The organism is Mesorhizobium vachelliae (assembly GCF_033977325.1).
Classification (GTDB): Bacteria; Pseudomonadota; Alphaproteobacteria; order Rhizobiales; family Rhizobiaceae; genus Mesorhizobium; species Mesorhizobium vachelliae.
On sequence record NZ_JAVIIR010000005.1, the window covers coordinates 1 to 26,068 of the forward strand.

The following is a 26,068-nucleotide window of genomic DNA, read 5'->3' on the forward strand; positions in this document are numbered from 1 at the left end:
AAGGACGCGCTGGCGACGCCGGTCATCTTCGACGGCCGCAACCTCTACGACCCCAAGGTGATCGCCCGCTACGGCATCGAATATTTCTCGATCGGCAGGATGGCGGCGTGACGATGTCCTCAAGTCTCAAGAAGAGCTGCAGCCGCGAACGACGAGGCCGACAATGACCATGCGCGTGAAGCAGGAGGGTTCGATCTGATGGTGCTCGACGTTCGGCCCGAACAAATCGCCAGCGAGCACTTCGATCTCGTCGTCATCGGATCCGGCTTCGGATCGTCCTTCTTCCTGCACGAGTTTCTGAAGCGGCGCAAAGCCCGCGTCCTGGTGCTCGAATGGGGCCGCCACAACACGCATGAGTGGCAGCTCAGCCAGAACGCCAACACCGACATCGACGACGAAAGCACCTACAAGACCGACAATGCCGACAAGCCGTGGAACTACACGATCGGTCTTGGCGGCGGCACCAATTGCTGGTTCGCGCAGACGCCGCGTTTCCATCCCAACGACTTCAAGCTGAAGAGCACCTATGGCGTCGGCAATGACTGGCCGATCAGCTATGACGAGCTCGAGCCGTTCTACGGCGACGCCGAGGAGATCATGTCGATCTCCGGCGATCCGGACATGGCGCGGATGCTGCCGCGCTCGCGGCCGTTTCCGCAGCCGCCGCATCGCATGTCGACGCCCGACCGCATGATGAAGGCTGCGCAGCCGGACCAGCACTTCGTCATGCCGACCGCCCGGGCGCGCGTGGCGACCTCGCAGCGCGCCTCATGCTGCGCCAATCTCAGATGCTGGCTATGCCCGGCCGACGCCAAGTTCACCGTCAACAACGGCCTGATGCATGTCTTCCAGCATCCGGACGTCTCGGTCTGCCTGGGCGCCGAGGTGCGCCGGTTCGACCATGTGGGCGGCGCGGTCCGCTCCGTCGCATTCGTGCGGGACGACAAGGAATATTCGGTCAGCGGCGATCTCTTCATCCTCGGGGCCAATGCCATACAGAGCCCGGCGATCATGCTGCGCTCCGGACTTGGCGGCGAGTTCGTCGGCCTGGGCCTGCACGAATCCTATGGCTGGAATTACGAGGTCTATCTCGGCGGTGTCGACAATTTCGACGGCTCAACCATCACCACCGGCCTGAATTTCGGCCTCTATGACGGGCCGCATCGCGCCGAACACGCGGCGGCGCTCGTCTATTTCGAGAACCGCTGGCAGCACGGCATGCGCGCCGAGAAGGGCCGGCTGCGCCAGGTGCTGCCGCTGGTCGTCGTCACCGAGAACCTGCTCGACCCGGAAAACCGCGTTGTCCTTGACAAGGACGACAACGCTTTCGTGAGCTTCAAGGGCGCGTCGGACTACGCGACCAAGGGCATGGCGAAAGCGCTGGAAAGGCTGCCGGAACTGCTCAAGCCGCTGCCGGTCGAGCGGATTTTCGATCGCGGCATACGGCCGACCGAATCGCATGTGCAGGGCACGCTGCGCATGGGCACGGGCCTGGCCGATTCCGTGATCGACCGGGACATGATCCATCACCAGCTCAGGAACCTCGTGGTCGTCGGCACCAGCAGCTATCCGAGTTGTTCCTGCGCCAATCCGAGCCTGACCGCGGCTGCGCTCTCGCTACGGGCTGCGGGCAAGCTGGCGGCATGAAGGAGAGCACGATGAAGATCACGCGCCGTACCGCACTGGCCATCGTCGCCGGCGGAATTGCCTCCACCGGCATCGCGGCAGCTGCCGTCTCGTCCTTCTCGGACGAGGACCTGGTTCGCGTCACGCTGGAAAAATATTTCGGCCCGCTCAACATGCGCGTCGAGCACCTGCAGCAATTCGTGCTCGAGTTCCAGAACCGCAATCCCTGGATATTCCCGAGCGCCAAGGTGGCGGACGTGGTGACGCTGGCCGAAACGGTGAAGCTCGGCAAGGCGCGCGAGCTGCTGCCGCATGGCAAGCGGCGCGAACTCCGCCATTTCGACCGCTGGGTCGTCGCCGAGTTCCATATGCTCACCGATTACGCCTGGCGCAGCTCACCCGACGATCCGATCCGCTTCACCGGCTGGCATCCATGCACCAATCCCTTCGCCAATTTGGAACCGCAGAATGCGTAAGGCAGGCGGAACAGAAGCTCTTTGTTTTCACGCAATTCCGGACGGAAAACCGTCTCACGCTTTTCCTGGAATTGCTCTAGCATGAGGTCGCCAATGGCTGCGCAGCGCAAACCGACGGTCACCGTCATCGTCCCCACCTTCAACCGCGAGAAATTCCTGCCCGAATCCATCGGCAGCTTGCTGCGGCAGACCGTGATGCCGGATCAGATACTCATCGTGGATGACGGCTCGACGGACGATACCGGCGCGGTGGCGGCCTCGTTCCCTGCGCCGGTGGAATATCACCGCAAGGACAATGGCGGCAAGTCCACGGCGCTGAACTTCGCCCTGAAGCGCTGCACGGGCGATTTCGTCTGGATATTCGACGACGACGATGTCGCGCACCCGACGGCGCTGGAGCGGTTTCTCGCCACTTTCCAGCGGGAACCGGACGCTGATTTCGCTTTCGGCGAATATGCGCGGTTCCAGCGCTCGGCCCAGATCGAGGAGCAGGATTACGAGATCGTCGCCTTCGGCCATGTCACCCGGGACAATTTCTTCCCGTCCCATCTCGAATATTGCCATGTCCACCAGCCGGGTCTCCTGGTGCGCCGCAAGTGCTATGATGAGGTTGGAGGCTTCAACGAGACCCTGGTCCGGTCGCAGGACTATGAGATGATGCTGAGGCTCGCGCGCCGGTTCAAGGGCGTCAGGGTCGACGGCCTGATGTTCTTCCAGCGCCAGCACGACATGGTTCGCGGCAGCACCAAGGTTGTGATTTCCTATACCGACCGGATAAAGGCCTGGGGCTCGTACGACCGCGTGATCATGGAAGAGATCCACAAGTCGGTCGATCTGCACGAATATCTCGACCGCTCGGAGCAGGTCTTGCCGAAGACGGCCGATCTCGAGATGCAGGCATTGCTGCAGCGTTCGAGCATCATGGCCAGGAAAGGCCTATGGCACCACGCGGCCGAAGACATCCGCCGTTACGCCCAGCTTGCCGAACGGGCCGGAAAGACGTCGCTCAGCGACAAGGAACGCGCCATCGTGCGGCGCACCTTCGAAGCCTACGACACGGGCCTGGCTACCGCTCCCGCCGACGAATTCGTCACTGCGGTGAAGGCATGGAAGTCGGGCCCGCTGAAGGCCGACATCGTCAGGGAATACATGCATTCCTTCCCGCATTACCTGGCGCGGGACCTGAAGGCGGGAAAGGTGATCCCGGCTTCGAAGCTGTTGCGGGACTATTCGACGCTGTCGCTTTCCGTCTCGCTTGGGCGGTTGGGCCAAGCGATGACGTCGAAGCTTCAATTGGCGCGCAGCGCAAGCTGATGCGCCGTGGCTTGCGGATGCTCGCCCGGGCCGAATTAGGAGCAGAACGATGAAAGTGCTTTTTGCAAGCGGCAACGGATACATTCCCGAGTTCACCGGAGGCGTGCAGTCCAACACCCACCACCTTGTCGAGCAGTTGATCGAGCATGGTCACCAGGCGTCGGTCCTCGCCTCGCTGTTCGGCGACGGCGTGTTCGGCTTCAAGGCACGCGCCAAGATGAAGCTGCTGCGGCAGCCTGCGGTCGTCGACAATTTCCCCGGCTACCCGGTGATGCGGGCCTGGTTTCCCTGGGAGGCCGCAGGCTTCGCCGTCGAGAAGACCAGACCCGACGTCGCCGTCGTGCAGTGCCACAAATCCGTCCTGCTCGGAAAGGCGCTTATGGCCGAAGGCGTGCCGCTGGTCGTCTATCTCCACAATGTCGAATTCCACGAGCTTGCCGGCGATCCGCGTGAGCTCAATTCGGCTTTGTACATCGCCAATTCGGAATTCACCGCGCGCACCTACAAGGAAAAGTTCGGCATCGAATCCATCGTGCTTCCGCCGACCATCAACGACGCCCTCTACTGCACGCACACGACCGGCGAATTCGTCACGATGATCAATCCCTATGAGGAGAAGGGTTTCGATCTGGCGGTCAGGATTGCGGCTGCCTGTCCGGAGATTCCGTTCCTGTTCGTGGAGAGCTGGAAGCTGGACGACGACCATCGCGCCCGCGTCGAGAAGACCATCGCGCCGCTCGCGAACGTCACGCTGGAAAACCGCACCAACGACATGAAGACGGTCTATGGCCGCACCAAAATCCTGCTCGCCCCGAGCAAATGGGAGGAGGCCTGGGGCCGTGTCGCATCCGAGGCGCATTGCAGCGGCATCCCTGTCGTCGGCTCGAGGCGTGGCGGCCTGCCCGAAGCCATCGGTCCTGGCGGCGTCGTGCTCGACTACGATGCCCCGCTTGCCGATTGGGCTTCGGCGGTGAAGCGCTTGTGGAACGATCGCCAGGAATATGAACGGCTTTCGGCTGCGGCCCTCGCTTTCGCCAAGCGCCCCGAGCTCGATCCCGCGCGGCAGTTGGTGGTATTTCTCGATCTGCTCGAGAAAGCCGCTCGGCAGGGCGCCCGCAGGGCGGCTTAGCAATTCAAACGGCTTGTGAGAGCCAGCCTCACGAGCCGAGGTCGGTTCGCTTGTAGCCGTGAATGGTCATGACCAGCTTGTCGGTGGGCGCCATCGGCTCCCATTGGCCGGCCCAGCGTGGGTCCATCACGGTTCCCGCCGCGACCCATAGGTCGAAATAGGGCCTCATTGGATTGTTCGGAAAGGCGCCGCCGGCCGTATCGGCGGGCGTCACGACAGCGGCTTCTTTCCCGTTGACCAGGAAGGTCACACGCTTGCCCGCTTCATATTCGATGCCGAGCCGGTAGCGCTTGCCGGATAGATCCCCGAGCTCGATCCATTTGACCCAGACGCTCTTGTGCTGGTTGTTCACGCTCGCCCAGACGGTAAGCTGAAGCCCTTTCGTGCCGACGATTTCGAAGTCGATTTCTTCATGGGCCTTGTCGTTGAACGTCCAGAGCGGGGCGGCGATGAGCCCTGGCCTCATCTTCGGCAACGTGACGTCCACTTCCCAGCGTGCCGACGAGGAATCCGACTTGCCGCCGGTGATGACCTGTGCCGAGGCCTTCTCGCTGACGGTCAGCTGAAGCTCGCCGCCTACGACCTTGACGTTTTCGCCTTTCCAGCCATAGCCGCCGAGCTTGGGTTCGTTCCATTGCGAGGGAACGAACGGATTGTCGTATTTCCAGAGCTGGAGCTTGACCTTCGACCAGTCGGGAAGCGGGCCGAGGGCGGGCTTTGCCCCTTGCTCGGCAGCGGTTTGGGCAAAGGCGCGTCCCGCTAGCAGCGGCATTGCCACGGAAGCGCAAAGCGGTACCAGTAACTCTCTGCGTGTGATGTCCATAGCCGATCTCCGATTACAGCCCCGGTCGCCGATGGGCTCGGGGGCGTTCATTCTCGATTGGACTGAGCTTGCATGAAGAGGTGCCCTCGGTTGACGTGGTCAGGCCGGCCGTCTGACCCGGCTCTTGACCGACTCATAACCGCGCTCGCCAAGCAGCAGCCGGGCCATTTTCTTGGCGACGGCCTTGCGTCCGCCGGGAGAATTGACCTGTCTCAGGCGTGTCGGAAGGTTGCGGGCGGCCTGCTCGAGCGCGGGCAGCGACAGCGCATCGGGGTAGCTCACGACGTTGGTTTCGACGCACAGCACCGGCTTGCCCGAGAGCTCCGCGATCCTCAGCGCCTGCTGGTGCTCGCTCTCGATGAACAGGATGGCGTCCGACTTGCGGTAGAACTCGGCCTTGAAGCTGCCGTGCGCGCCGAGCCGCTGCCGCTCGGCCTTGTTCGGCAGGTCGAGCATGATGAGGTGATCGTATTTGACGTCGTGGCTGGCGAGCCATGCCTCGGTCAGCTTGCGGTATTTTTCCAGGCGGCTCGTCACCAGCCAGCCGATCTTGCGGGTCGGCCCGAGCAGCGGCCGCGCCTCGGCGAGGAATTTCTCGTAGGCCGGGCCGTCGTCGTTTTCCTCCTCGGTCGGGTCGAGGCAAAGCACGCCGTCAATGTCGACGCAGCATTGCTCGAGGAAGACATGGTGCATGAAATTCCACTGGAACATCCTCGGATGCGGCACGGCCTCGAAGACCATGTCGGTCTCCTCATGCTGCAGCGACAGCCCGAACACGGCGGCGAAGATGAAATCCCCCTCGATGCCGCTGGCCGCGACCTTTTCGCGCGCATCGCGCATGGCGGTGCCGCCGATGATGCTGTCGTCGATCACCAGGATCTTGCGCATGTCGGAGGCCTGCCGGTCCAGGCCCGCCCAGCGTTTCGTGATGCCGGACGTATAGATTCGGCCTGCCAGGAAGCTGTCGAGGTCGGTCATCGGGATGTTCGCGGTCAGGCTGACCAGCGTCGCGGCGAGGATGCCGCTCCTCGGCACGCCGACGACCAGGTCGATGTCGCGCGGCAACCGATGCAGGTTGCGCACGATCGCGTCGTTCATGTCCGAAATCGATCGATAGTTCATGCGGTCGTTCCTGTTCTGAGATCGGCGTGTCGCGGGCCGTGTGGTCTCATCCCGCCCCGCCTGAGCATGATGCCGGAAAGTGTGAAGCGGTTGTTTCGAAGGACGTCATGCTCGATCTCTTTGATTTAGAGCCCGATGATTCCAGGTCGAATCGGCCTGAAATCACCCGGCTCTGGACGCTGCGAGAATCCCTCTTGCCGGGATCAGCCGCAACGCCTCGCGAAGCGCTTCGCGGCCCGCGCCGAAGGCAAGCGCGACGACGATGGTGACGGCATAGGAGAGCGCAGCACCCCCGGCCAGCGCGACGACGGGCGGCGCCTGCAGCAACGGTTTGGCGAGCCAGACCACGCCGAATGCCAGATGCGCGCCAAGCACGAAAGGCAGTGCCGCGTGAAGCACATGGCTTGCCTGTAGCGGTCCGGTCTTTCCCACATAGAGCCACAGGAAAGGCGTCCTCAGATATTCGCTGACCGCATAGGCGACCGCCACGCCGAGCGCGCCGTAGGGAAGGCCGATGGCAAAGGCCAGCACCGAGGTCACGGCGGTGACGATGCCCCAGCGCATGAAGTCGCCTGAACGGCCCTGGCTTACGAACAGCCATCCAGCCGGGTTGTTGAGCGGCTGCAGCAGGCCCGCAAAGCCCAGCGCCAGGAAGATCGGCGCGCTTCCCCGCCACTGCTCGCCGAGCACGAAGGGAATGAGTGTGTCCGACATGGCGGCGGCGAAGGCGACACCCGGAAGCGCCACCAGAAGGATCAGCGGCATGACGCGCAGATAGGCGCTGCGGTAGCGGTCCGGCTCGTCCTTCAGCCGCGACAGCGCCGGCACCATCACCTTCGCCAGCGGGTTGGTGATCTGGCTGAGCGGGAAAAGTAGAAGCTTGTAGGCGCGGTCATAGAGGCCGAGCTGCGCCTCGCCCCAGTATTTGCCGATCAGCACGTTGTCGAGGTTGCGGGCAAAGAAATTGGCGAAGTTGAAGCCGGTGATGCCGGCGCCGAAATTGATCAGCGCGCCGATGCCGTCGACCTTGCGCGGCAGGCCCGGGCGCCAGCGCGAGGAGTACCAATAGCACAGTGTCGGCAACACTGCGCTTGCCAGCGTGCCCGCGAACAGCGCCCAATAGGAGCGATCGATGAAGGTCCAGACGATCGAGACGGCGACGCCGACGACGGCGCTGGCGATGTCGATGACGGCCAGCCGCGTGAACTCCATGCGGCGCGTCAACAGCGCCACATGCTGGGCTCCCAGGCCATAGGCTATGATTTGCAGGCCGAAGGCGGCGACGAGGCCTGTCACGCGCGGCTCGCCATAGAAGGTGGCGACCAGCGGCGCCGAAGCCGCGAGCAGGCAGGCAAGCAGCGTGCTCACCGCCACGTTGATCCAGAACAGGTAATTGACCTCTTCGTGGCGGATGCCGCTCTTCTGGATCGTCGCCTGGGTCAGGCCAAAATCCTGGAACAACGCGATGAAGGCAAGCACCGGCGCGCACATCGCCACGACGCCGAAATCCTGCGGCGACAACAAGCGCGACAGCACGATGACGGAGATGATCTGCGTCGCCACCCGCACGCCTTGCGCGATCGCGGTGACGACCGCGCCGCGTCCGACCGATTTGCGCAGAGAGCCCTCAGGTGGATCGAATGCACTGGCTTGCAAATTCAGGATTCCTGACTTTCGCACAGTCGGGTCCGTGAACCTGACCGTCGTTGAGTACCGAAATGCCCCCGTCCAGCATCAAGCGTGCATCAAGGATATGGCAATTTTTGCGACGCCGCATCAAGATTGTTGCAATGCAGCAAATTTTTACGATTTGTGAAAAGGCAATGGCACTTGGTCCATCGGGACGTCTTCCTGCGAGGATCGTTTGTCGTCCTCAAAGCATGTCTCCCGAAAGTGGGAACCGGTTTCGGATAAAGACATGCGTAAAATCAAAAACTTTAAGCGCAGGGAGCGAATCTGAAAGATTGCGACGCGCTTTAGGCGGCACCGGTGCTCAAGCCGCCGAAGAGACCGGCGCGTCGGGCGATTGAATCGCGGTGCCCTGCGGACTTGAGGCGTGCGGCAGGAATAGAGGGGAGGAAGTGTCGAGCGCAGAATCGAGCTGCGCAGGATCGCTGCTCCGCTCCATTGCCACACGGTCGTAAAGCGCGTCGAGAAATTCGCCCGCAGGGCCCGACGCGAACATGGTCTCCGCGGTGCGGCGGGCCTCGCGCCGAAGCGGCGCCATCAGATTTGGCTGTCCAATATAGACGGTCAGCCGTGCGACGGCCTCGGTGGCGAGGCGCTCGACCTCATCGCGGAAATATCGCGCGTAGTCCGCATCGCCGCGGAAGTCATACCCCGGGCTCCACCAGTCGCCGACGTCGTTCAGCTTGACCGGCAGGGAAATCCCGTTGACGCCATCCTCGAGGAATTCCGGCAAGGCGCAGATCTTCGTTCCGAGAACCGGTGTGTGCTCCGACATGGATTCCAGCGCCGAATAGCCGAAAGTGTCGCCGAACGTGGCAAGAATGCCGAAATGCGAATTGCGCAGCAATTGCCGCACCGCATCGTTGGGCAGCGCGCCGTGGTGCCGGACGTTCTTCAGGCCGAGCAGCTTGATGTAGGGGTCGAAGAAGCCCGGGCTCGTCGGATCGGTCCATATATGGCCACCCACCTGCAGGCTCGAAACGATGTTTATCCGGATGGGCAGGTTCTGTTCCATCGCCTTTTCCGCGATCTTGACCGCCACGCAGCCGCCCTTGCGGCCGAAATGAGCCCCGACGAAGGTCAGGATGAGTTCTTCGGCGCTGTCGTTCACCATGGCGTCCTCGACGGCGGGAATGACGATGCTGGGATGGCGCACGATCAGCTTGTCGGCAAGCAGGCCGGCATCCGGGTAGTCGGCATGCTGGCTCAGGAAACATCTGCGGGCAAAATGCGACAGCGCAATGATGCGGCGGCAGGCATGGCCGGCGATCCTCGATCGCATGTAGGTCGCCATTCGACCATTCCTGCGAAGGGCGAACTGGCGCGGCAGATGGGACTCGAATGAAATGATGAACTTGGAGGAATTGAGCGGTATGCGGTTGAAGGCGTGCACGAGGTCGACGGAACGGTCGGGCTCGATCAGCGTGATGCCTTCCAGTTTCGTCGAGACAAGGTTGAATGGCAGAAAACGCTTGCGCACCATTGTATGTCTGGACGAGCGCGGCGTGACGAAACTTGTCGGATACCGGTCGTCATAGACGGCAACGCGAAGAGACTTGCCCATGTCATAGCCCGCCCGTGCAAACCAGCGGCATGGGGAGTCTTCGCAAAACCTGCCGGCAGCGCAAAGTCATTACAACCATGCACTTCCACTCCGCAACAAAGTGCAGGTGGCGGTCCCCAACGCTCAGGTCTGAAAGCCTACTTTACGTTTACCAAATTAAAACTATTTCCTACTGCACTGCAACATAATATTTTAGCAGGCGCTTATCGCCCGGCCCGATCGTGCCTCGGCCCGATCCGTGTCCAGGATCGTCGCGTGCGCCACGACCGGGACCGATCTGGGCCTCCTGCTGAAAGATTGTGCAACGCAGCGCGGAGGGGTGGGAATTTGCTTCGCCGCACCAAAAATGTTGCGATGCAGCAAAAGCTGTACTAGCATCCCTGATGGGTGGGCCCAACAGCGGTCGAGTTACATGCTGCATGTCTTGTACCTTGTGCATGACGTATCCGATCCGGCGGTGCGCCGGCGGGTTCAGATGCTCAAGGCAGGCGGCGCCGGGGTCACCCTGGCGGGCTTCCGCCGCACCACCAGCCCGGTCGGCGAGGTCGAGGGTGTCGAGCCTGTCGACCTCGGCGCGACGCGCGACGGCCGATTCGCGCAACGCCTCGGCGCGGTCGCCAAGGCAGCCATGTCGATCGGCGCGAAGCTGGGCGCGATGCCCGCGCCCGATCTCATCATTGCCCGCAACCTCGAAATGCTGGCGCTGGCCCGCCGCGCCAATGGCGCGCTCGGGGCAAACGTGCCGATCGTCTATGAATGCCTCGATATCCATCGTCTGGTGCTGCGCGATGATTTCGTCGGCAAGACGCTGCGCGGCGCCGAGCGTCATCTCGCCCGCGACGTGAAGCTTCTGGTGACGAGCTCGCCGGCCTTCATCGCCAATTATTTCGAGCCCTTTGGGCAGGTCGGCGCGCCCGTCGAGCTGATCGAGAACAAATATTTCGAGGCGACATCCGTTGTCGCCGCGCGTTCTTTCGAGGACGACAGCCCGGCGACGCCGCCCTGGCGCATCGGCTGGTTCGGCGCGCTGCGCTGCCGCCGCTCGCTGGAGCTGCTGGCCGATTTCACCCGCCGGCAGGCGGGGCGTTTCGAGGTCGTGCTCAGGGGCCGTCCGGCGCTGTCCGAGTTTCCGGACTTTCACGGTTTCGTCGAAGCCGAGCCGTGGCTTTCGTTCGGCGGCCCTTACCGCAACCCGGAGGACATGGCGGCCATCTACGGGCAAGTGCATTTCTCCTGGGCGATCGATTTCTTCGAAGCCGGCCAGAATTCCGAATGGCTGCTTCCCAACCGCCTCTATGAGGGCTGCCGCTTCGGCGCCGTGCCGATCTCGATGGCCGACACCGAAACCGGCCGGTTCCTGAAGCGGCAGGATATCGGCGTGCTCCTGTCTGAGGCGACGCCTGAAAGCCTCGAGGCGATGCTCGGCCGGATGGACCAGGATCGATATCGCGGCCTGAAGTCGCGGGTGTTGGCGCGCAATCCGCGGACCTGGAGCTACGATCGCAGCGACTGCGCGGCTTTCGTTGAAAAGTTGCGCGGCCTCGCAGCCCTGCCTTCAAATTTTGCGACGGCGGAGGCCGCGGCGTGATGGCGGAGGGCGCACAAGAACCGATGGCGCAGGCCACTCCGTCGATCCTCATCGTCATTCCCTGCCTCAACGAGGCGGTCCATATCGGCGGCCTGCTCGACCAGTTGCGGCCCGCGGCGGCACGGCTCGGCGGGCGCATCGTTGTCGCCGACGGCGGCAGCACCGACGGCACGCAAGCCATCGTCGAAAAGATCGTGGAGCAGGACCCCCGTGTCGTCCTGCTCGCCAACCCGAAGCGCCTCCAGAGCGCCGCCATCAATCTCGCTGTGGAGAGCCTCGGCGAAAGCGCCGACTACCTCGTCCGCATCGACGCGCATGGCGGCTATCCGGACGATTATTGCGATCGGCTGGTCGAGGAAGCCCTTGCCACCGGCGCCGATTCAGTCGTTGTCTCGATGCTGACCGCCGGCACCGGCGCCGTGCAGAAGGCGGTCGCGGCGGCGCAGAACTCCAAGCTCGGCACCGGCGGCTCGAAGCACCGGCATATGTCCGAGGGCGAATGGGTCGACCACGGTCATCACGCGCTGATGCGCATCGCCGCCTTCTGGCATGTCGGCGGCTATGACGAGAGCTTCAGCCACAACGAGGACGCCGAGCTAGACTACCGGCTTCGCCAGGCCGGCTACCGCATCTGGATGAGCGGCAGGACGCAGATGGTCTATTATCCGCGCTCGACGCTGAAGAGCCTCTATTTCCAGTATCTCGGCTATGGCCGCGGTCGCGCCAGGAATGTGCTGAAGCACCGCATGGTACCGAAGGTCCGGCAGATGATCCCGCTGCTGGTTGCGCCCGTGGTGCTGCTCGCCCTGTTCTCCTTCGTCCACTGGCTGGCGGCGGTGCCTTTCCTTTTGTGGGCGGCGGTGTGCCTCGGTTACGGCCTGGTGACGGCGATACGTCAGCGCAACGCCGGCATCGCGCTCGCCGGCGTCTCGGCCATGGTCATGCATTTCGGCTGGTCCGTCGGCTTCTGGCAGCAGCTCTTGACGTCCCGCTTGCAGCGCAAGGTGGCGTGATGGCCGGGCGCTCGATCGACATCTGCATCTGCACCTTCCGGCGGCCGGAGCTGGCCGACACGCTGCGCTCCGTCGCCGCGCTGGAGACGCCGGCGGGGTTGGAGATCGGCATCGTCATTGCCGACAATGACGATGAGCCCAGCGCCCGGAAACTGGTGAAGGCATTGGCCGAGGAACTGAAGCTTCCAATCCGCTACCGCCACGCGCCGGCGCGCAACATCTCGATCGCCCGCAACGCCTGCCTCGACGCCAGCGTGTCGGACTTCGTCGCCTTCATCGACGACGACGAGACGGCGTCTCCCTCCTGGCTGGTCGAGTTGATGGCGGCCGCCGACGCCACGGGCGCCGCGGCGGTGCTGGGACCGGTGCGGGCGCTTTACCGCCACGACGCGCCGGACTGGATGCAGAAGGGCGACTTCCACTCGACCTTGCCGGTCTGGGTGCGCGGCGAGATCCGCACCGGCTACACCTGCAACGTCCTGCTTAGAATGACCGATCAAAGCCTGCGCGACCGGCGCTTCAGCCTGGCGCGCGGCCAGACCGGCGGCGAGGACACCGAGTTTTTCGACGCCATGGTCAAGGCCGGCGGCCGCATCGCCTTCGCGTCGCAAGCCTTCGTCGACGAGGTCGTGCCGCGCGCCAGGGCCGCGTTCGACTGGCTGCGCCGCCGCCGCTTCCGCTTCGGCCAGACGCATGGCCATCTGATCGGGCGCGGCACCGGCGGCGTGCGCCGCGCCGGCCAGGTCGGGCTGGCCTCGGCCAAGGCCGCCTACTGCTTCGGCATGGCGATTTTGACCGCGATCAGCCCGGTGCGACGGAACCGCAGCGTGCTGCGCGGCATTATGCACGTTGGCGTCGTCAGCGGTTTGGTCGGCGTTCGGGAAATTCGCCAATACGGCCTCACGTCGCCAGAACAAGGGAACAAGCGTGCAGCCTGACGTCAGCTTCGTCATCGCCGCCTATAATGCGGAGGCGACTCTCGACCGCGCCATCGCCGGCGCGATCACCCAACTCGGCGTGACCGTCGAGGTCATCGTCGTCGACGACCAGTCGTGTGACGGCACGCTGGATGTGGCGCGCGCCTATCCGCAGGATATCGTCAAGGTGGTGGCGCTGCCCGCCAATCGCGGTCCGGGCGGAGCCCGCAATGCCGGCCTCGACCTGGCCCGCGGCCGCTGGGTGGCGGTGCTCGATTCCGACGATGCGGTCCTTCCCGACCGCCTGGCCACGATGATCTCCCGCGCCGAAGCGGCGGGCGCCCAAATTGCGGTCGACAATGTGCAGGTCGTGCGCGAGGATGGCACGCCCGACGACACAATGTTCCCGGCCGGCTATCTCGAAGACCTGCGCGAAATCTCGCTGGCCGACTACATCGACGGCAATTTGGTCTTCGAATCGCGCTTCAATCTCGGCTATCTCAAGCCGATCTTCCAGCGCCGCTTCCTCGACGACAACAGGCTGCGCTACGACGAGAAGCTGCGCATCGGCGAGGACTACATTCTCTTGGCAAGCGCGTTGGCCAGCGGCGGCCGTTGCGTGGTCGAGCCGACCGTCGGCTATGTCTACCACATCCGCACCGGCTCGATCTCGCGGGTGCTGGAATTGCATCACGTCGAGGCGATGACGCGTGCCGACGCCGCCTTCGCGGCGGCATATCCCATGGACAGCGGCGCCCGGGCGGCCTTCGCCAGGCGTGGCCGCAGCCTGCGCAAGGCGGTGTCTTTCCTGTCCCTGGTTCAGCACATCAAGGCGCGCGCGCCGCTCAAGGCGATCGGTGCGGCGCTCAGGGATCCGGCCGCGATCGGGCATTTGTCGATGCCTATCGCAGTCCGACTCAGAAGGGTTGCGGCGCAAATTCGCCGTCGGGGCGGGGAGACGAAGCATGCCGGCATTTTCATAGCCAGCGATAAGTGAAATCTTTTCTGTCAGAAGGAATATCAGATGCAGAAAGTCAGGAAGGCTGTCATCCCGGTGGCGGGGCTCGGAACGCGGTTCCTGCCGGCGACCAAGTCGATGCCGAAGGAAATGCTGCCCGTCGTCGACAAGCCCGTCGTGCAATATGCCGTCGACGAGGCGTTCGAGGCCGGCATCGAGCACATCGTCTTCGTCACCGGCCGCAACAAGGCGGTCATCGAGGACTATTTCGACCTGCATCCTGAACTGATCGGAACGCTGGAGCAGACCGGCAAGAAGGCGCAGCTCGAATCGCTGGAAAGCCTGCTGCCGATGGCCGGCGCCACCTCCTTCATCCGCCAGCAGTCGCCGCAAGGCCTCGGCCACGCCGTATGGTGCGCGCGCGACGTGATCGGCAATGAGCCCTTCGCGCTGCTGCTTCCCGACATGGTGTCCTTCGGCGCGCGGGGCTGCCTTGCCGAGACGGTCGACCTTTACCAGCGCACCGGCGGCAATGTGATCGCCGTCGAGCGCTGCGATCCTTCCGAAACCAGCAAATACGGCATTGTCGGCCGTGGCGACGAGGTCGGCTCCGGCTTCAAGGTCACGGAGATGGTTGAAAAGCCGGCGCCCGCCAACGCGCCGTCGAATTTCTACATCAACGGCCGCTACGTCCTGCAGCCGGAGATCTTTGCGCTGCTCGGCAATCAGCAGCGCGGCGCCGGCAACGAGATCCAGCTCACCGACGCCATGGTGCGCCTGGCTCAGAGCCAGCCGTTCTACGCCCAGCCTTTCGACGGCCGCATGTTCGACTGCGGCTCCAAGGAGGGCTTCATCGAGGCCACCATCGCCTTCGCCCTGGCGCGCGACGACATGAAGGGCCCTGTCTTCGAGATGCTGCAGGAATTTGTCCGGTCGCATGAGCGCCGGGAAGTAGCCGCATAATGCCCATCTTTCGGGTGCATATGCGATTTCGCGATGGCGCGACAGCCACTCAAGCGCCCGGGCCTTCCGGCCCGGCGCATCCTGGCAACAACGTTGCGCGGTCTTTTCTGGTCACGACGCCGATCTACCAAGGCCGATAGCGCCTGCAACCTGGAATTGGACCGATTATGAACTATGCCAACTTCCCTCTCGACAAGAGAATGCCGTTGCCCAGTGCCGATCAGGAAAAGGGTGAAGACTTCATCGATGTCGAGCGTCTGCTTGGCATGGCCGCCCGACAGGCCAAGGTGGTGGCGGTATGCGCCGCCATCGGCCTGTTCCTGGGCGTGATCTATCTGCAGACCACACCCAAGCAATACATGTCCGCGGCGAGCGTCCTGATCGACGAGGGCCTGAACCGGGTCGTCGACGACATCTCGGCGGCGTCGCAAACCGTGCAGACCGACGCTTCCTTTCTCAGCCAGATCGAAATTCTCACCTCCGCCCGCCTGGCATCGGTGGTGGTCGACAAGCTGAAGCTCGATCAGAACGACGCCTTCATGAACCCGCCGCAGTCGGCGCTGGCCAAGGGCGTAGGCTTCCTGCGCGGCGTGGTCGGATATTTCCGCGGCAACTCGGCGAACGACATCCCCGGCATTGAGAATGTCGACGAGGCGACTCGCCAGGCCATGATCAAGACGGCGACGCACGACTATGCCGTGCTGAAGCTGCAGAGCGAGGTGCTGGCGCAGCGCAACGGCCGCAGCTACGTGATCTCCATCGGCTATCAGGCGCCCGACCCTGCTCTGGCCACGGCCATCACCAAGGCCTATGCTGATGCCTATCTGGCGGACCAGCTCAATGCCAGCTTCGACGCCACCGAGCGCGCCGCCTTGTGGCTGCAGGGCCGGCTCACCGAGTTGCGCGAAAGCTCGCAGCAGGCTGCAATGGCGGTCGAGAAGTTCAGGGCCGAACATGGGCTCTCCGCCAACAGCGACGGCCAGTTGCTGAGCGACAAGCAGCTCGCCGACCTCAACGCGCAGCTCATCGTCGCCCAGGCCGATACCGCCAGGGCCAGCGCCCGCTACCAGCAATACAAGGCGATCGTCGACAGCGGCTCCGAAGCCGCCTTCAACGATTCGGCGGTCGGCGCCGACCAGCCGAGCAGCTCGGTCATCATCGCGCTCAAGACCCGCTACCTGGCCATTGCCAAGCGCCTGCAGGACGTCGAGGCGAATTTCGGCAAGGACCACCCGCAGGCGGTCGCGCTGACCAAGGAAAAGGCCGATGTCTCGGCGCAGATCTTCGGGCAGTTGAAGCAGCTCACCGAAAGCTACCGCAACGATTTCGAGGTGGCGCAGGCGCGCGAGACGGCGCTGCGCGACAAGATCTCCACCGCCGCCGGCAAGAGCTCGATCGACAACCAGTCGCAGGTGAAGCTGAAGGAACTCGACCAGCAGGCGCAGGCGCTGACCACCCTCTACCAGACCTTCCTCAGCCGCTATGAGGAAGCCTCGCAGCAGCAGTCCTTCCCGGTCGGCAAGGTCCGCATCATTTCCGACGCGACGATGCCGCTCGCGGCTTCCAGCCCCCGCACCTTGCGCGTGCTGGCGCTGTCGCTGGTGCTCGGCCTGATGCTCGGCGCCGGCTTCGGCGGCCTCAACGAGTTCAACGAGCGGTTCTTCAGGACGGGCGAGGACATCCGCGACCGCGTCGGTCTGAAATTCCTCGGCTATCTGCCGACGATCGGCGGCGGCAAGGCCAAGGAAGCCAAGCCTGACGACGTGCCTGTCGACAGCAAGGTCGCGAGCCTTTCCGCGGCGGAGAAACGGGCGCGCATGCGTGTCAGCATCGACGCCCCGGCCTCGATGTTCGCCGAGACGCTGCGCAACGCCAAGATCGCCTTCGACGTCGTGATGGAGGACCGCGGCAGCCGGGTGATCGGCGTCATTTCGGTGCTGCCCGGGGAGGGCAAGTCGACGGTAGCCGCGAATCTCGCCGGCCTGCTCGCCGCCAACGGCGCCAGGACTTTGCTCATCGACGGCGACCTGCGCAATCCGGGCCTGAGCCGCAGCCTCGGCATGGAGACCGAGCAGGGCCTGATGGAGGCGGTGGTCAACGGCCAGACCTGGCAGTCGGTCGGCAAGGTCGACCGCCAGACCAAGCTTGCCATCATTCCCGCCGTGCTGCGTGGCCAGTTCTCGCACACCAGCGAGCTTCTGGGCTCGGCCGGCATGCGCCGCTTCATCGAGAACGCCAAGGAGACGTTCGAATACATCATCGTCGACCTGCCGCCGCTCGGGCCCGTCGTCGACGCCAAGGCCTTCGCGCCGCTGGTCGACGGCTTCGTGCTGGTCACCGAATGGGGCCGCACGCCGCGCAACATGGTGCGCTCGATGCTGGAATCCGAGCCCTATATCGCCAACAAGGTGATCGGCGCGGTGCTCAACAAGGTCGATTTGAAGAAGCTGGCCAAATACGGCTCGCTCGGCGGCTCGGAAAGGTTCTTCGACCGCTATTCGACCTATTATCTGGAAAAATCCGAGCAGCGCCCCAAGCAGGCGGCCTGAGGGGGGCCGTTCGGAAAGACAGCGATTGGGGCGGTTCAGCCTAAGAGGCTGAACCGCCCTAATCTTTTGAGGACAGCAGCCGTCCGTATCTGCCGACGATCCTGACGGCAGTCAGCCGTCCCGTCTGAAAGGCGCCGGTGTCGATGTCGAGCCGGCGCCCGTCGAGCGTCGGAGCGTCGACGATCGTGTGACCGTGGACCACCCAGCGGTCGAGGTGATGCGCCGCCTGGAAGAACTCCTCGCGGATGTTGAGCAGGTCGCCCTCGTCCTGCGCCTCGAGCGCGATGCCGGGCCGGATGCCGGCATGCACGAAGACGAATTGGTCGGAGCAGATCATCGCCGGCAGCGTGCGCAGGAAGTCGACATGGCTGGCGGGAATGGCCTCGCGGATGCGCGCATCCGCCTGCTCGCTCGAACCGTAGAGGCTTATCAGCCGGTCCGGGTCGACGCCGTAGGAGAACAAGGTCTCGCGCCCGCCATAGCCGAGCCAGGTTTCACGCGAGAGATGACCGTCCAGATAGAGGAGCAGCGCGACTTCGTGGTTGCCTACGAGGCAGACGCGCTGGAAGCCTTTCGGCGGCGGCGCCATCAGATGGTCGATCACGCGCCGCGAATGCGGTCCGCGGTCGATATAGTCGCCTAGCATGATGATGATCTTGCGGCCGTTGAACCGCTGCGCGTCGAACTGGATCTTTCCTTCCAATGCGCGCAATTCGTCAAGGCAGCCATGCACGTCGCCGATCGCGTAGACGACCGTGTCGCGCATATCCATGACGAGGCGCTCGCGTGGCGCGGGTCGAGGGCGTCTCGATCGTTGGAACAGGTTCACGGATTGAGGCTCGGATGCTTGCACTGCTTTGCGCCTCGATATCATGCCGAATGCAAACAATTCCACAACCAGCGCGCGATCGGCAGTCGCGTCGTCAGGCTGCCTTCAGCCGGTAGCGGAACAGCGTATGGTCGAAGAGCAGCCGGATGCGCGGCTCGGCCTCTGCCGCAATCAGCCAGCTCACCGCGATCATGGCGGCGCCGACGACGGGAATAGCGGCCAGATAGGGCACGCCGGCGCGCATCAGGGCGCCGAGCATCGCCGCGCCGATGACATCGTGTATCAGATAGAGCGGATAGGTCATCAGCCCGATCCGCCGCCAGCCGCGCCAGGAAAGGTCGAGGTGCAGCGACCACGCCATCAGCACGACAGCCGCGAGGAAGATGGCGATCGGCGCCGCGTAAGGCATGGCGGCTCCGACCTTGATGCTGTGCACGTCGACCGAGCTTGCGATCTGCAGCGCGCCCGCGAACAGGAACAGAGCCGTGAAGGCGAGGCGCGGCAGGGTCAGCGCCTTGAAGCGCATCAGCCACAGAAGCACCCCGACGGCGAAGAACGCGCCGTGATGCACCAGCGTCACTTGCAGCCAGCGCGTCTCGGCAAGATCGTTCCAGCCGAAGGCGAAATAGGCGCACCAGAACAATGTGCTAACGAGGCCGATGACGATGGCCACAGCCTCCATCAGGTCGAAGCGGCCGAGCCGCAGCAGGATCCAGACGATGGCATAGAACGCGATCTCGATGCCGAGCGTCCAGTAGACGCTGTCCACCCACGGCTCGAAGGGCACGAACAGCCCGGTGCGGACGAGACGGATCACGGCGTCCGTCGGCCAGGAGAGGCCGACCATGAGCAGGATGATCGCGGTGACCGGCGCGCAGATCCAGACCGCCGGCACCAGCCGCCTGAAACGCGCTTCGAAGAATTTCAGCGGCGTCGCGTTCTCGGCGCTGAAGGCGATGACGAAGCCGCTGATGACGAAGAACACCTGCACGCCGACCCAGCCGGAACCGGCGAAGGCCATTTCGGGATGGGGTGGGATGCCGCCGGTGGCGCGGGCCGAAATGCCGTCGGGGAAGGCCCAGACCCAGAAGCCATAGTGATAGAACATCACCATGACGGCAGCCAGGAAACGCAATATGTCGACGCCGCCGAATGTCGTCTTGTGCTGAGCCATGCCGTGCCTTCGGTATGGCCCCCCATGCAAACCTTAAAGTCTATTGCTGCGTTGCACAACAAGCGATTGCAGTGCGGGACAAATTGATGAATTCGCCCTTAACGCGATCGTCCGCGGGGCGGCTACACTCCGATGCCACGTCCCTTCAATGCCGCCGTGATCTCGTCGAGGATCGCGGGATCGTCGATGGTCGCTGGCATCGTCCATTCCTCCTTGTCGGCGATCTTCTGCATCGTGCCGCGCAGGATCTTGCCGGAACGGGTCTTGGGCAGCCGCTTGATGGTCACCACGGTCTTGAAGGCGGCAACCGGGCCGATCCGTTCGCGCACCAGCCCCACCACCTCGCTTTCGATCGCGCCGGTATCGCGCGAGACACCGGCATTGAGCACGACGAAGCCGAGCGGCACCTGGCCCTTCATGGCATCGGCGATGCCGATGACCGCGCATTCGGCGACATCGGGGTGGGCGGCCAGCACCTCTTCCATGGCGCCGGTCGAGAGCCGGTGCCCGGCGACGTTGATGATGTCGTCGGTGCGGGCCATCACATAGAGATAGCCATCCTCGTCCATCAGGCCGGCATCGGCCGTCTTGTAGTAGCCGGGGAACTCTTCGAGATAGGCCTGGCGGAAGCGGGCGTCGGCATTCCACAGCGTCGGCAGGCAGCCGGCGGGCAGCGGCAGCTTGACCACGACATTGCCCAGCGTGCCGCGCGCCACCTCATGGCCGGCATCGTCGAGGATGCGGATGTCGTAGCCGGGCATCGGCACGCCGGGCGAGCCGTATTTCACCGGCAACAGCCCGAGCCCGGCCGGGTTGATCGTCATCGGCGAGCCGGTCTCGGTCTGCCACCAGTGGTCGATCACCGGACGGTCGAGCTTCTGCTCCGCCCATTTGATGGTTTCGGGGTCGGCGCGCTCGCCGGCGAGGAACAAAGTGCGGAACTTCGACAGGTCGTATTTCGGCACGAACTCGCCCTTGGGATCCTGCCCTTTGATGGCGCGGAAGGCGGTCGGCGCGGTGAACAGCGCCACCACGCCGTGCTCAGAGATCACCCGCCAGTAGGTGCCGGCGTCCGGCGTGCCGATCGGCTTGCCTTCGAACAGGACGCTTGTGCAGCCATGCAGGAGCGGCGCGTAGACGATGTAGGAATGGCCGACCACCCAGCCGACGTCGGACGCAGCCCAGAACACTTCGCCGGGCTTGACGCCGAATTCGTTGTCCATGGTCCATTTCAGCGCGACCATGTGGCCGCCATTGTCGCGCACGATGCCCTTCGGCTGGCCGGTCGTGCCGGAGGTGTAGATGATGTAGAGCGGATCGGTGGCCAGAACCGGCACACAGTCGACATTGGCGCCGGCCGCCCGTTCACGGGCAACGGCATCCGCATAGTCGAAATCGTAATTGTCCTTCATGTCGCAGCGCAGCTGTTCGCGCTGCAGGATGAGGCAGGCGTCGGGCTTGTGCTTCGACATCTCGATCGCCTTGTCGAGCAGCGGCTTGTAGGCGACCGTGCGTCCGGGCTCCAGGCCGCAGGATGCGGAGATGATCAGCTTCGGCTTGGCGTCGTCGATGCGGGTGGCGAGCTCATGCGAGGCGAAGCCGCCGAACACCACCGAATGCACGGCGCCCAGCCTCGCCGAGGCGAGCATGGCGATGGCCGCTTCCGCCACCATCGGCATGTAGATGATGACGCGGTCGCCCTTGCCGATGCCGCGATGCCTCAGCACCGAGGCCAGCGCGACCACCTCGCGCTTCAATTCGGCATAGGTGAATTTCCGGATCGTGCCGGTGATCGCGCTGTCATGGATCAGGGCCAGCTGGTCGGCGCGCCCGCCGGCGACATGGCGGTCGATTGCGTTGTGGCAGGTGTTGCAGGTGGCGCCGGTGAACCAGCGGCCATAGACGCCTTCAGTCGGATCGAACACCTTCTCGGCTGGCCTATACCAGTCGATAGCCTTCGCCGCTTCGGCCCAGAACCCTATGGGGTCGCGTTTCCAGCCCTCATAGACTTCGTGATAGCGTGAGGCCATGTGCTCTTCCTCCCCAGGAACGTTTGCCGCCTTGCCATAGACTAAGCCGTGCGTGGCGGCCATGTCTTCCTGCATTTTGGTCGACATCGCCGGCAAAACGTCTCTGTTCGGCGCCTCCGGTGGAGGCGTCGCTGTCACTGTCTGTGATCTAAGCCGGCTTAGAGCGGCAGCGCCGCCAGCATCAACCCGACGCCGCCTGCGATCAGGATGGCCGCCGCAAGCGCCTTCCGATGGCGCTCGAACGCCGTCGGAGCCCGTTCCCAATTGTAACGCATACAGATCACTCCCCAAAGCCCGGCGGACTCATAGCTTACTCTGGGGAAGGAAGGCAACCCTGGCGGGCCGCCGATCGCCCTCTGCAGCCTGCGCGATGTCTCCACGCGATGGACAGCGCCGCTGTCCCGCGCTAATTGCTCTGCGGCTAAAGGAGCGGGCGGATGGCTGAAATCGGCTCTGAAACAGTGCTGCGGATGGCGGACGACGCCTCCGTGCAGCATGTCGGCGATGGCGCCGTCGTGCTTTTGGCGCGCAGCGGCCAGCTTTATACCTGCAACGACACGACCGAGGCTTTCCTCGACAAGGTGAATGGCGCGCGCAACCTCGACCAGATCGTCGACCTGCTGTCGCACGAATTCGACGTCGACAAGGCAACGCTCGACCAGGATATGGCCGAATTGGCCGCCGAGCTGGTGGCTGAAGGCATCCTCGCCGACCCGGGCACGTGATGATGGCCGACGGACCGGTCCTGCGTGTCCTGTTCCGCGTCCATTTGTGGATCAGCGCGCGGCTGATGCCGGTGCTGGTCGGCCGGCGCGATTTCGAAAGCGTGCTGAAGCTGGCGCCGCTGCAGTCGCCTGCGCCCTATCGTGACTTGCCTTGGCCCTACATCGTGCATCGCGTCAATCGGGCCGTTCGGCACCCCTGGCTGATGCGCGACCGCAGATGCCTTCGCGAAGGTCTGCTCGGTTTTCGCTTCCTGCGCATGGCCGGCCTCGACCCGGAGCTGCGTTTCGGCGTCGACGCCAGGTCGATGCACGAGCCCCGCCTGTCGGCGCATTGCTGGGTCTGCCTCGACGGCAAGCCGGTGGTCAGCGACAGCCAGCCCGGCATGGTGGAGATCTACCGCCACCCGGCCAGGATGAAGGCGCCAGCCGCTTGAGCGACCAGACTTTCCGATACGACCTCAACGGCCAGGTCATGGGCATCACCGCCGCGCGCGCCGATCTCTGGCCGAGCTTCGACCTGATGCTTGGCGCCTTGCGTGTGGACGAGCCCGCCCAGCCCGGTTTTCGCGTCGACATCGTCGAAGCGCTCGAGTTGCAGGAAAACCCCCGGGGAAAGCTGGCTTTTGACGGCGAAGTGCCGCTGGACGGCCATTGCCGCATGATCGACGCCGGAAGCGTCTTCCATCTGGTCTTTCCGGGCCAGCAGACGGTGTCGATCCATGATGGCGAGGCCCGGGCCGAGATCCGCCTTCATCCGGACAGCAAGATCAAGTGGACCTTGCTGATGATGGTGCTGGACGCGGCGCTCGATGCGGACGGCCAACATATGCTGCACACCGCGGGTCTCACCTTGCCTGGAAAGGATGGCCTGGTTCTCATCCATGCGCCAAGCGGCACGGGTAAGTCGACGACGTCGCTCGCGCTTGCGTCGCAGGGCTTCGGCCTCTGCTCGGACGACGTGATGATCCTCAATGCAAACGGGCAGGGCATCTCGGCCTGGGGCATACCGCGCAAGGTGAAGATCCACCGCAACACGGCGGCGATGCTGCCCTTCGTCGCGCCTTGCCTGGGCGAAACATGGGATGCCGAGGGCGAGCAATCCGTTTCGCTGGACCGCCTCGGCGAAATCATCCGCGTCGAGGATGTGCGCGCCAGGCCCGTCGCCGCGCTCCTGCATCTCGCGCGCTCAGCAGACGGCGAAACCCGTCTGCTGCCGATGGCCAGGACCGACGCCATGGTGGCTTTGGCCACGGACAATGTGCGGACCGGCATGACCGGCCTGCTGTCCCTGCAGAAGAGGCGCATGGCGATGATCGCAACCCTGGTGAAGGCAGTGCCGACCTTTACGCTGGAGGTCGGAGCGAGGCCGGACGAGGCGGGGGCGCTGATCCGCGCCGCGGTGGATATTTAGCTGGAAGTGAGCTTCCCTCACGCCGGATAAGGTCTCGGCCGCGCCAGCCTTTGCACCCAGCGGAAGGCATCGCGGCTGAGGCGCGAGCGCAGCTTTTCGCGCGAGTTCACCCGAAGCAGCATGTTGCCGGTGATCAGCCATTTGGCCAGCCGTATCGAGAGATCCGGCTTGATGCGGTCGGCGAGCTCGATCGCGCGGGGCGCGGCGAACAGGCGTCCGGTCACGTTGAGGACCGTCGCCAGCTCGAGCTCGATGCCGGTCATGCGGGCGGCCTCGAGCAGGCGCGCTTCGTCTTCCGGCGATTTCAACGCCCGCACGCCTTGCAGCACGTCGACGCAGAGCTGCAGCCGATGGAACTTGTGGCCGCCGGCGGCATGGACGATGGCGATGGTCAGCAGCGCAGCCGGCGTGTCGGTCTCGCCCTTGTCGATCGCCTGCAGCTCACGAAAGCCGAGCGACAGGCGCCTGCGCATGCCGGTATCGTGCACCAGATTGCCGTGCAGTTCGATCAGCAGGCTGGAGTTCTCTTTCTCCAGCCATTTGAATTCCTGCAGTTCGTGCGACTCGGTCTCGCCGCTGCCGAGCTCGAAGCCGCATTCGGCGATGGTCCGGTTGGCCGCCTCGATGCTGGCGGGGTCAACGAGGATGTCGATGTCGGTGAAGGGGCGGTCGGCAAGCTGGCGATAGAGCCTCCGCGCGAACACCGGTCCCTTGACGATCCGGGCCGGGATATCTTTTGCCGCCAGCGCCTTCATGATGCGGTCGCCGTGATATTGCAGCAGCATCGACTGCCCGGTCGCCGTCGTCATCTGGTCGCGCAGCTCGGCCAGCTTTTGCGGCAGACCCCCATCTTTCGGCAGATCGGCGTCGCCGCGTTCGCGGAGCTTGCGCAGCACGATCGGCAGCACGCCGTGGAACTCCGCATTGGCCAGCAGTGCCAGCAGGCCGGCGGCTGAAACATCCTTGTCCCGATCGGCGGGCGCTTCCGGGTCCGCAAGGCTGATCAGCAGTTTTTCCTGGGCAGGCGAAAGCTCGGGCAGCATCGTTCAGGCAACAGCAGCAAGGTTCCACGCATGCTTGCCAGAAAAGCACTGGGGAAGCCAGCGACGGCTAGAGCTTGTTTTTGCGCAATTCCGGGCGGAAAACCGCTTCACACTTTTCTTGGAATTGCTCTACATCCCCCAGCGCAGCGCCGCCGTGTGCACCGGCGCGTCCCACAGCGCCGTCATGTCATCATCGAGCATGGCGAGCGTGATCGAGCATCCGGCCATGTCGAGCGAGGTCACATAGGAGCCGACGAGCGAGCGGATCACTGTCACGCCCTGTTTCTCGAACATTTTGCGGGCGCTGTTGTACATCAGGTAGAGCTCCATCGACGGCGTGCCGCCGAAGCCGTTGACGAAGAGCAGCGCCGGCCCTTTGGCCCGATCGCCGAAGTCGCCGGAAATCGCCGCGCAAATCTCCTCGGCGATGGCATCGGCGCTCTTCACCGCGTCGCGGCGCCGGCCGGGTTCGCCGTGGATGCCGACGCCGAATTCCATCTCGCCGTCGCCGATCTCGAATGTCGGCCTGCCGGCGGCGGGCACCGTGCAGCTGGTCAACGCCACGCCCATCGAGCGCGTCGCGGCGTTGACGCGGTCGCCCAGCGCCTTGAGCGCGGGCAGGGCCATGCCTTGCTCGGCCGCGGCGCCGACGATCTTTTCCACCACCAGCGTGCCGGCGACGCCGCGCCGCCCGGTCGTATAGGACGAATTCTCGACCGCGACGTCATCATTGGTCACCACCTGCAGCACGCCGTCCGCCATCTCGGCCGCCATGTCGAAATTCATCACGTCGCCTTCGTAGTTCTTGACGATGAACAGGCAGCCGGCGCCGGTGTCGACAGCCTCTGCGGCGGCCAGCATCTGGTCCGGCGTCGGCGAGGTGAACACCTGGCCGGGGCAGGCGGCGTCCAGCATGCCGTGGCCGACCAGCCCGCCATGCAGCGGCTCATGGCCGGAGCCGCCGCCGGAGATCAACACTACCTTGCCTGGCTTCAGCTCCTTGCGGCGGATGAATTTGTGCTCCTCGCCGAGCACGAGGATGTCGGCATGGGCGGCGACGAAACCGTCAAGGCTCTCGGTCAGAATCGTGTCCACCGAATTGAGAAACTTCTTCATGGCAGTCCT

Annotated in this window: 22 protein-coding genes; 13 read left to right on the forward strand and 9 right to left on the reverse strand. The window is 64.2% G+C overall.

The features are described 5' to 3' along the window. Positions 1 to 198: 198 nt before the first annotated feature. The 4 genes from RFM41_RS12260 to RFM41_RS12275 all read left to right on the forward strand — a co-directional run bounded on the left by RFM41_RS12260 (position 199) and on the right by RFM41_RS12275 (position 4,545). Positions 199 to 1,647 carry a GMC oxidoreductase gene (locus tag RFM41_RS12260; RefSeq protein WP_320249474.1) on the forward strand — a complete coding sequence of 483 codons (1,449 nt, stop codon included), beginning with the start codon at positions 199 to 201 and terminating at the stop codon, positions 1,645 to 1,647. Between the two features lie 11 nt (positions 1,648 to 1,658). Further along, positions 1,659 to 2,102: a hypothetical protein gene (locus RFM41_RS12265; protein WP_320249473.1), complete on the forward strand. Its 444-nt coding sequence runs from the start codon at positions 1,659 to 1,661 to the stop codon at positions 2,100 to 2,102. A gap of 93 nt (positions 2,103 to 2,195) precedes the next feature. After that, on the forward strand, positions 2,196 to 3,416 hold the full coding sequence (locus tag RFM41_RS12270) for a glycosyltransferase family 2 protein (protein WP_320249470.1): 1,221 nt from the start codon (positions 2,196 to 2,198) through the stop codon (positions 3,414 to 3,416). Between the two features lie 49 nt (positions 3,417 to 3,465). Beyond that, positions 3,466 to 4,545 carry a glycosyltransferase gene (locus RFM41_RS12275; protein WP_320249468.1) on the forward strand — a complete coding sequence of 360 codons (1,080 nt, stop codon included), beginning with the start codon at positions 3,466 to 3,468 and terminating at the stop codon, positions 4,543 to 4,545. A gap of 28 nt (positions 4,546 to 4,573) precedes the next feature. Here RFM41_RS12275 and RFM41_RS12280 read toward each other — a convergent pair whose 3' ends face one another. The 4 genes from RFM41_RS12280 to RFM41_RS12295 form a co-directional block, all read right to left on the reverse strand. Then, positions 4,574 to 5,368: a family 16 glycosylhydrolase gene (locus tag RFM41_RS12280; protein ID WP_320249465.1), complete on the reverse strand. Its 795-nt coding sequence runs from the start codon at positions 5,366 to 5,368 to the stop codon at positions 4,574 to 4,576. 99 nt (positions 5,369 to 5,467) lie between these two features. Beyond that, on the reverse strand, positions 5,468 to 6,490 hold the full coding sequence (locus RFM41_RS12285) for a phosphoribosyltransferase (protein WP_320249462.1): 1,023 nt from the start codon (positions 6,488 to 6,490) through the stop codon (positions 5,468 to 5,470). A 162-nt stretch (positions 6,491 to 6,652) separates the two neighbouring features. After that, positions 6,653 to 8,146 (reverse strand): lipopolysaccharide biosynthesis protein, encoded by a 1,494-nt coding sequence (locus tag RFM41_RS12290; RefSeq protein WP_320249459.1) that lies wholly within the window; start codon positions 8,144 to 8,146, stop codon positions 6,653 to 6,655. A 337-nt stretch (positions 8,147 to 8,483) separates the two neighbouring features. Further along, positions 8,484 to 9,743 carry a glycosyltransferase family 4 protein gene (locus RFM41_RS12295; protein ID WP_320249457.1) on the reverse strand — a complete coding sequence of 420 codons (1,260 nt, stop codon included), beginning with the start codon at positions 9,741 to 9,743 and terminating at the stop codon, positions 8,484 to 8,486. 412 nt (positions 9,744 to 10,155) lie between these two features. Here RFM41_RS12295 and RFM41_RS12300 point away from each other — a divergent pair, with 412 nt between their 5' ends. The 6 genes from RFM41_RS12300 (at position 10,156) to RFM41_RS12325 (ending at position 17,731) form a co-directional block, all read left to right on the forward strand. After that, positions 10,156 to 11,331, forward strand: coding sequence for a glycosyl transferase family 1 (locus RFM41_RS12300; protein WP_320249454.1), 1,176 nt, complete (start codon positions 10,156 to 10,158; stop codon positions 11,329 to 11,331). Positions 11,332 to 11,354: 23 nt separating this feature from the next. Next, positions 11,355 to 12,344, forward strand: coding sequence for a glycosyltransferase family 2 protein (locus tag RFM41_RS12305; protein WP_320249452.1), 990 nt, complete (start codon positions 11,355 to 11,357; stop codon positions 12,342 to 12,344). Beyond that, the gene (locus RFM41_RS12310; protein ID WP_320249450.1) at positions 12,344 to 13,282 is read left to right on the forward strand and encodes a glycosyltransferase family 2 protein; all 939 of its coding nucleotides are present in this window, start codon (positions 12,344 to 12,346) and stop codon (positions 13,280 to 13,282) included. The genes RFM41_RS12305 and RFM41_RS12310 overlap by 1 nt, the downstream gene beginning before the upstream one ends. Beyond that, the gene (locus RFM41_RS12315) at positions 13,272 to 14,258 is read left to right on the forward strand and encodes a glycosyltransferase family 2 protein (protein ID WP_430691536.1); all 987 of its coding nucleotides are present in this window, start codon (positions 13,272 to 13,274) and stop codon (positions 14,256 to 14,258) included. Before RFM41_RS12310 ends, RFM41_RS12315 begins: the two co-directional genes overlap by 11 nt. 27 nt (positions 14,259 to 14,285) lie before the next feature. Next, positions 14,286 to 15,182, forward strand: coding sequence for a UTP--glucose-1-phosphate uridylyltransferase GalU (gene galU / locus RFM41_RS12320; protein WP_320249448.1), 897 nt, complete (start codon positions 14,286 to 14,288; stop codon positions 15,180 to 15,182). Positions 15,183 to 15,349: 167 nt separating this feature from the next. Then, a complete protein-coding gene (locus tag RFM41_RS12325) occupies positions 15,350 to 17,731 on the forward strand; it encodes a polysaccharide biosynthesis tyrosine autokinase (protein WP_320249446.1) in 2,382 nt (793 codons plus the stop codon). A 58-nt stretch (positions 17,732 to 17,789) separates the two neighbouring features. On the opposite strand, the gene RFM41_RS12330 is transcribed toward RFM41_RS12325, so the two are convergent. The 3 genes from RFM41_RS12330 to RFM41_RS12340 all read right to left on the reverse strand — a co-directional run bounded on the left by RFM41_RS12330 (position 17,790) and on the right by RFM41_RS12340 (position 21,764). After that, on the reverse strand, positions 17,790 to 18,503 hold the full coding sequence (locus tag RFM41_RS12330) for a metallophosphoesterase (RefSeq protein WP_320249445.1): 714 nt from the start codon (positions 18,501 to 18,503) through the stop codon (positions 17,790 to 17,792). A 151-nt stretch (positions 18,504 to 18,654) separates the two neighbouring features. After that, positions 18,655 to 19,734: an acyltransferase family protein gene (locus RFM41_RS12335; protein ID WP_320249444.1), complete on the reverse strand. Its 1,080-nt coding sequence runs from the start codon at positions 19,732 to 19,734 to the stop codon at positions 18,655 to 18,657. Between the two features lie 122 nt (positions 19,735 to 19,856). Continuing rightward, on the reverse strand, positions 19,857 to 21,764 hold the full coding sequence (locus RFM41_RS12340; protein WP_320249442.1) for a propionyl-CoA synthetase: 1,908 nt from the start codon (positions 21,762 to 21,764) through the stop codon (positions 19,857 to 19,859). Positions 21,765 to 22,201: 437 nt separating this feature from the next. On the opposite strand from RFM41_RS12340, the gene RFM41_RS12345 reads away from it, so the two are divergent. The 3 genes from RFM41_RS12345 to RFM41_RS12355 are packed head-to-tail and all read left to right on the forward strand — an operon-like array spanning position 22,202 to position 23,900. After that, the gene (locus RFM41_RS12345) at positions 22,202 to 22,489 is read left to right on the forward strand and encodes a PqqD family protein (RefSeq protein ID WP_320249440.1); all 288 of its coding nucleotides are present in this window, start codon (positions 22,202 to 22,204) and stop codon (positions 22,487 to 22,489) included. Between the two features lie 2 nt (positions 22,490 to 22,491). Then, positions 22,492 to 22,923 carry a lasso peptide biosynthesis B2 protein gene (locus RFM41_RS12350; protein WP_320249438.1) on the forward strand — a complete coding sequence of 144 codons (432 nt, stop codon included), beginning with the start codon at positions 22,492 to 22,494 and terminating at the stop codon, positions 22,921 to 22,923. After that, complete coding sequence (locus RFM41_RS12355; protein WP_320249435.1) at positions 22,920 to 23,900, forward strand: phosphoenolpyruvate carboxykinase (ATP); 981 nt, start codon at positions 22,920 to 22,922, stop codon at positions 23,898 to 23,900. Before RFM41_RS12350 ends, RFM41_RS12355 begins: the two co-directional genes overlap by 4 nt. Before the next feature lie 17 nt (positions 23,901 to 23,917). On the opposite strand, the gene RFM41_RS12360 is transcribed toward RFM41_RS12355, so the two are convergent. Together RFM41_RS12360 and dhaK are read right to left on the reverse strand one after the other, a co-directional pair. Further along, entirely contained in the window at positions 23,918 to 24,943 is a 1,026-nt protein-coding gene (locus tag RFM41_RS12360; RefSeq protein WP_320249432.1) for a nucleotidyltransferase family protein, read from the reverse strand. A gap of 129 nt (positions 24,944 to 25,072) precedes the next feature. Next, positions 25,073 to 26,059, reverse strand: a complete 987-nt coding sequence (gene dhaK, locus RFM41_RS12365; RefSeq protein WP_320249429.1) for a dihydroxyacetone kinase subunit DhaK — start codon at positions 26,057 to 26,059, stop codon at positions 25,073 to 25,075. Positions 26,060 to 26,068: the final 9 nt, after the last annotated feature.

Coding starts and splice junctions, on each gene's coding strand:
- RFM41_RS12285 (WP_320249462.1), bottom strand. CDS start 6,490: ATGAACTATCGATCGATTTCGGACATGAACGACGCGATCGTGCGCAAC.
- RFM41_RS12330 (WP_320249445.1), bottom strand. CDS start 18,503: ATGGATATGCGCGACACGGTCGTCTACGCGATCGGCGACGTGCATGGC.
- RFM41_RS12305 (WP_320249452.1), top strand. CDS start 11,355: ATGGCGCAGGCCACTCCGTCGATCCTCATCGTCATTCCCTGCCTCAAC.
- RFM41_RS12265 (WP_320249473.1), top strand. CDS start 1,659: ATGAAGATCACGCGCCGTACCGCACTGGCCATCGTCGCCGGCGGAATT.
- dhaK (WP_320249429.1), bottom strand. CDS start 26,059: ATGAAGAAGTTTCTCAATTCGGTGGACACGATTCTGACCGAGAGCCTT.
- RFM41_RS12360 (WP_320249432.1), bottom strand. CDS start 24,943: ATGCTGCCCGAGCTTTCGCCTGCCCAGGAAAAACTGCTGATCAGCCTT.
- RFM41_RS12345 (WP_320249440.1), top strand. CDS start 22,202: ATGGCTGAAATCGGCTCTGAAACAGTGCTGCGGATGGCGGACGACGCC.
- RFM41_RS12310 (WP_320249450.1), top strand. CDS start 12,344: ATGGCCGGGCGCTCGATCGACATCTGCATCTGCACCTTCCGGCGGCCG.
- RFM41_RS12350 (WP_320249438.1), top strand. CDS start 22,492: ATGGCCGACGGACCGGTCCTGCGTGTCCTGTTCCGCGTCCATTTGTGG.
- galU (WP_320249448.1), top strand. CDS start 14,286: ATGCAGAAAGTCAGGAAGGCTGTCATCCCGGTGGCGGGGCTCGGAACG.
- RFM41_RS12280 (WP_320249465.1), bottom strand. CDS start 5,368: ATGGACATCACACGCAGAGAGTTACTGGTACCGCTTTGCGCTTCCGTG.
- RFM41_RS12325 (WP_320249446.1), top strand. CDS start 15,350: ATGAACTATGCCAACTTCCCTCTCGACAAGAGAATGCCGTTGCCCAGT.
- RFM41_RS12340 (WP_320249442.1), bottom strand. CDS start 21,764: ATGGCCTCACGCTATCACGAAGTCTATGAGGGCTGGAAACGCGACCCC.
- RFM41_RS12335 (WP_320249444.1), bottom strand. CDS start 19,734: ATGGCTCAGCACAAGACGACATTCGGCGGCGTCGACATATTGCGTTTC.
- RFM41_RS12295 (WP_320249457.1), bottom strand. CDS start 9,743: ATGGGCAAGTCTCTTCGCGTTGCCGTCTATGACGACCGGTATCCGACA.
- RFM41_RS12300 (WP_320249454.1), top strand. CDS start 10,156: ATGCTGCATGTCTTGTACCTTGTGCATGACGTATCCGATCCGGCGGTG.
- RFM41_RS12275 (WP_320249468.1), top strand. CDS start 3,466: ATGAAAGTGCTTTTTGCAAGCGGCAACGGATACATTCCCGAGTTCACC.
- RFM41_RS12270 (WP_320249470.1), top strand. CDS start 2,196: ATGGCTGCGCAGCGCAAACCGACGGTCACCGTCATCGTCCCCACCTTC.
- RFM41_RS12260 (WP_320249474.1), top strand. CDS start 199: ATGGTGCTCGACGTTCGGCCCGAACAAATCGCCAGCGAGCACTTCGAT.